The organism is Thermogladius sp., from assembly GCF_049970955.1.
Lineage (GTDB): Archaea > Thermoproteota > Thermoprotei_A > Sulfolobales > Desulfurococcaceae > Thermogladius.
This window is the reverse complement of record NZ_JBMFLY010000085.1, coordinates 1-3,216: the sequence shown is the minus strand read 5'-3', so window position 1 is coordinate 3,216 and position 3,216 is coordinate 1. Positions and strand designations below refer to the sequence as shown.

General features: G+C 56.4%; 7 protein-coding genes. 6 read left to right on the top strand and 1 reads right to left on the bottom strand.

Annotated features, from left to right (window positions below):
* The 4 genes from ACP5VX_RS06725 to ACP5VX_RS06710 all read left to right on the top strand — a co-directional run.
* Positions 1–186 (top strand): hypothetical protein (locus ACP5VX_RS06725; protein ID WP_428725113.1); only part of this gene is annotated, 186 nt, incomplete at its 5' end.
* Positions 187–352: 166 nt separating this feature from the next.
* On the top strand, positions 353–622 hold the full coding sequence (locus tag ACP5VX_RS06720) for a hypothetical protein (protein WP_428725112.1): 270 nt from the start codon (positions 353–355) through the stop codon (positions 620–622).
* Positions 623–635: 13 nt separating this feature from the next.
* Positions 636–1,016 (top strand): hypothetical protein, encoded by a 381-nt coding sequence (locus ACP5VX_RS06715; protein WP_428725111.1) that lies wholly within the window; start codon positions 636–638, stop codon positions 1,014–1,016.
* A 175-nt stretch (positions 1,017–1,191) separates the two neighbouring features.
* The gene (locus tag ACP5VX_RS06710; RefSeq protein ID WP_428725110.1) at positions 1,192–1,869 is read left to right on the top strand and encodes a hypothetical protein; all 678 of its coding nucleotides are present in this window, start codon (positions 1,192–1,194) and stop codon (positions 1,867–1,869) included.
* Between the two features lie 249 nt (positions 1,870–2,118).
* On the opposite strand, the gene ACP5VX_RS06705 is transcribed toward ACP5VX_RS06710, so the two are convergent.
* Positions 2,119–2,487 carry a hypothetical protein gene (locus ACP5VX_RS06705; RefSeq protein ID WP_428725109.1) on the bottom strand — a complete coding sequence of 123 codons (369 nt, stop codon included), beginning with the start codon at positions 2,485–2,487 and terminating at the stop codon, positions 2,119–2,121.
* 93 nt (positions 2,488–2,580) lie between these two features.
* On the opposite strand from ACP5VX_RS06705, the gene ACP5VX_RS06700 reads away from it, so the two are divergent.
* Both ACP5VX_RS06700 and ACP5VX_RS06695 read left to right on the top strand, forming a co-directional pair.
* The gene (locus ACP5VX_RS06700) at positions 2,581–2,715 is read left to right on the top strand and encodes a hypothetical protein (RefSeq protein WP_428725108.1); all 135 of its coding nucleotides are present in this window, start codon (positions 2,581–2,583) and stop codon (positions 2,713–2,715) included.
* 3 nt (positions 2,716–2,718) lie between these two features.
* Entirely contained in the window at positions 2,719–2,952 is a 234-nt protein-coding gene (locus ACP5VX_RS06695; RefSeq protein ID WP_428725107.1) for a hypothetical protein, read from the top strand.
* Positions 2,953–3,216: the final 264 nt, after the last annotated feature.

Below are 3,216 nucleotides of genomic sequence, written 5' to 3'. Positions count from 1 at the left end.
GGCTTCATGGTCATCGGCCAGCTACAGCAGAACATGCAACTCACTGGCACGTGGAACACGACCTACACCAACTTCGTGAAAAACATACAACAGATATTCCCCTTGATAGCCACGCTACTCATAGTCATAGTCGCGGTCTCGATAATCGCCGTCATACTCAACCTGTTCAGGGGAGGAGGAGCCTAAGCGTAGACCGGTATGGCGTGCAGGAAGTCTCGACGCACAAGACACAGCAGGCGTAGACACCGCAGATAAGCGGGGAAAATAGTCTTTTTCTTCTTTACCCCGTGACTGGTTAGAGTTTTTATACTTGTTCAACTCTTTTCTCCATGAAAGGGGTATGCGTGAGGTAATGATATTTGTCGTCGGGCTGGTGGCCGTGGCGATAACGTGGCTTGTAGCAGCCATACTCTACTACTCCCTGATACCCAGCCTCGAGAACTCCTTCTACAACGCGTTCAACCCTGCCTCCACGTACTGGTCTTCATACCAGAGCATCAGGAACAGTGTCGACAGGATAGTCAACGGCCTGCCATACTTCTTGATGTTCATGCTGGTCTTCGGGAGCATAGCGTACGCGTACAGGGTCGCGACGAGCCAGCAGTCATACTATTACTACTAGGAGGGTGGTCGGTGTGACAGAACTGTCACAAGCCAGGCGACTCGCGGTAGCAACGGCCCTGCTATCACAGTTGCGCATCGCAGGCGTGCTGGGGGCACCGTTGCCCACGTGGCTCCAGGACAGGCTCAACGAGCTTCAGAACACGTGGAACCTTGTCCAGGTCGCGTTCAACGTCTGGACGGCCTACTTCGGCGTGCCCATCCTCGCCAGCCTGATATACGGCACGATAGCCATGATCGTGTGGATCGAGACTAACAGCCTGATCATGACCGGGATAGTGTTGTCCACGCTCGGCATGATCCTCTACGGCATCCTCCCAGAGCTACAATACCCCTCATTCCTCGCGATAGTCTTCGGGGTTGCAGCCGTGATATACAGGCTCGCGAAACGCTAGAGTATATATTCATGCATAGCGTAGCTAACTCCTTGAGGGAGGTTCTCGAATGGGTAGGCGTAAGTCCACCAGGAATAACCGTACAAGCGCCCCAGCCGGGAGGACACGACAAGGGCATCGCTTGACAGGCCCCGTGCCCCTCATCGGCGCCGGGATTATACGCTCTGTGGCTCCGTTGAGACTCCCATCCATATTCGTAGGAGGCAAGGCTCGCGCCACGCCCGCCACCGCCCCGGCTAGGCCCCAGGGGATGATTCTAGACCTTAACCCGACGACGAAGAGCAAGGCCCACCTGCCAAGGTATGCCCCGAGGTCTCCGCTCGAGGACTGGTTCTTGACTGGTAGGAGGCACGGGCAGCTTTCACGCGAGCTTTACAGGACTGCATATGAGCGCCAGGCTGTCGCCGAGGCCCTGTACTTGAAGCTGGCTAAGAGTGGCTTAACGCTTAACGATGCTAAGAAGCTCATCGGGAAGAACTCGAAGGCCGCGGAGGAGGTCAAGAACAAGCTAATAATAGCCGGCATCAACCCCGACGAGGTCGCGTCACTGGTTAAGAAGTACGAGGAACTCCACAACACGGAGTCCAGCCTCGAGGAGGCCAAGGTGGCGATGGAGCGCCGGCTCGCGTATGAGCGGGCGCACCTCGACGACGTCATCGCCAGGCGCGTGGACGAGTCCGTGATGGAGGCTAGGAGCATGGCCGTGGCTGCGAGTCGTGGGGCTGAAGTCGCGCGTGAGGCAGCGAGGCCCGTGGCTGCTACTACGTCCAGGGTTGCGCGGGAGGGCGTGGAGAGGGTTAGGGGTGCTGGTGGCAGGGTTAGGGAGTTCCTGAGAAAGCTCAGGGAGGTGTAGGCATGGCGGAGGCCAGGTATAAGAAGAACAAGGTTGTCCGGTGCCCGAGGTGCGGGCTACCGGGCGTCCTTTCATTCAAGACTGTTACTCGTAGGCGTGGGAGCATGGCGTACAAGGTGTACTACCTCGTGGTCGACCATAGGAGCTTCGGCTACAACACCATTCACACGATCAGGCGTCTCCCAGGGCCACCGGATAGGCGCGAGGTTAGGCGGAGGCCGGTCGAGGAGCGGGCTCCCGTGGAGCAGCCTAGCCGTCCCGCGGGGGGTCAGGGGGGTGGTGGCTTCCTGGCTCCCCCGGGGAGCTGGATGAGAAGGCGATCCTGGTAAGGATTAGTTTTTTCCGCTTCTTCGTGCTTGAGGGTTTTCTACGCTGTACGCCTACGAGTATCCAGCCCTTGCGTCCCAGCTCGTCGACTACGAGGCTTGTGAGCTTTACCCTGAGCCTTGGGGTTCGTACTATCTTGTCCACGACTTCGAACCGCGTCTCGCCCGTGTAGCGGAGCATCTCTAGTAGCCGGTAGGTGTTGATGGATAGTACGAGCCCGCGGGCCATGGAGTCAAGCCTCTCCGCGAGCACGCGTGCGAGGGCGCGTATCTCTGGTTCTTCCCCGCTCATCCTTGTATACACGTGTTCTCAAAGATATATATGTTTACCTTGAGACACAGCTAGCGTTAGAGTATTTATACATGTAGCCCGTGAAAGACTAACGTGAAGTCCATGAAAGCCAAGCTAAAAGTTGGGAAGGTAGAGGCAAAGGTACCCGACCCGGACAAAGTCATAAACTCGCAGTTCATCGAGAAGGAGATTAAAAGCGTCCACAAGAAGTTCAAGGCGAAGTGGTGATACATGGCTAGGAGGCGCTCCAGGCGTTCTGGGAGGGATGAGTACTGGATCCAGGAGGCGATAAAGAACCCTGGAGCGCTGAAGCTGTACGTGAAGAGGGTGTACGGCGAGGAGGGCTTCACGAGGCGTGGCACGATAAAGACGGAGGTGTTGAGGGAACTTCTCAGACACCCGAACGAGACTATACGGAGGAGGGCACAGCTCGCCTTGACATTAAGAAGGCTAAGGAGAAGATAGCCGTCGCGACCCGTATACTCGTAGACTCTTTAACAGTCAGCCTTTTTCTAGCCGGCTCCCTCTTCATACTCGACTTTCTCTCCACGCGTAACCCCTGCTCGCTCGGATGGGCCCTGCTCTTAATGCTCCCATACTCCTTCAAGGCTTTCTGGCGACGAGCCATGAGCGAGGCAGTCGTGTGACAGTTCTGTCATACCAGGGGTTAAACCCTGTTTTCAAAAACCATGTGATATAGCCCAAACAGTTTTTGAAAAACGGGATTTT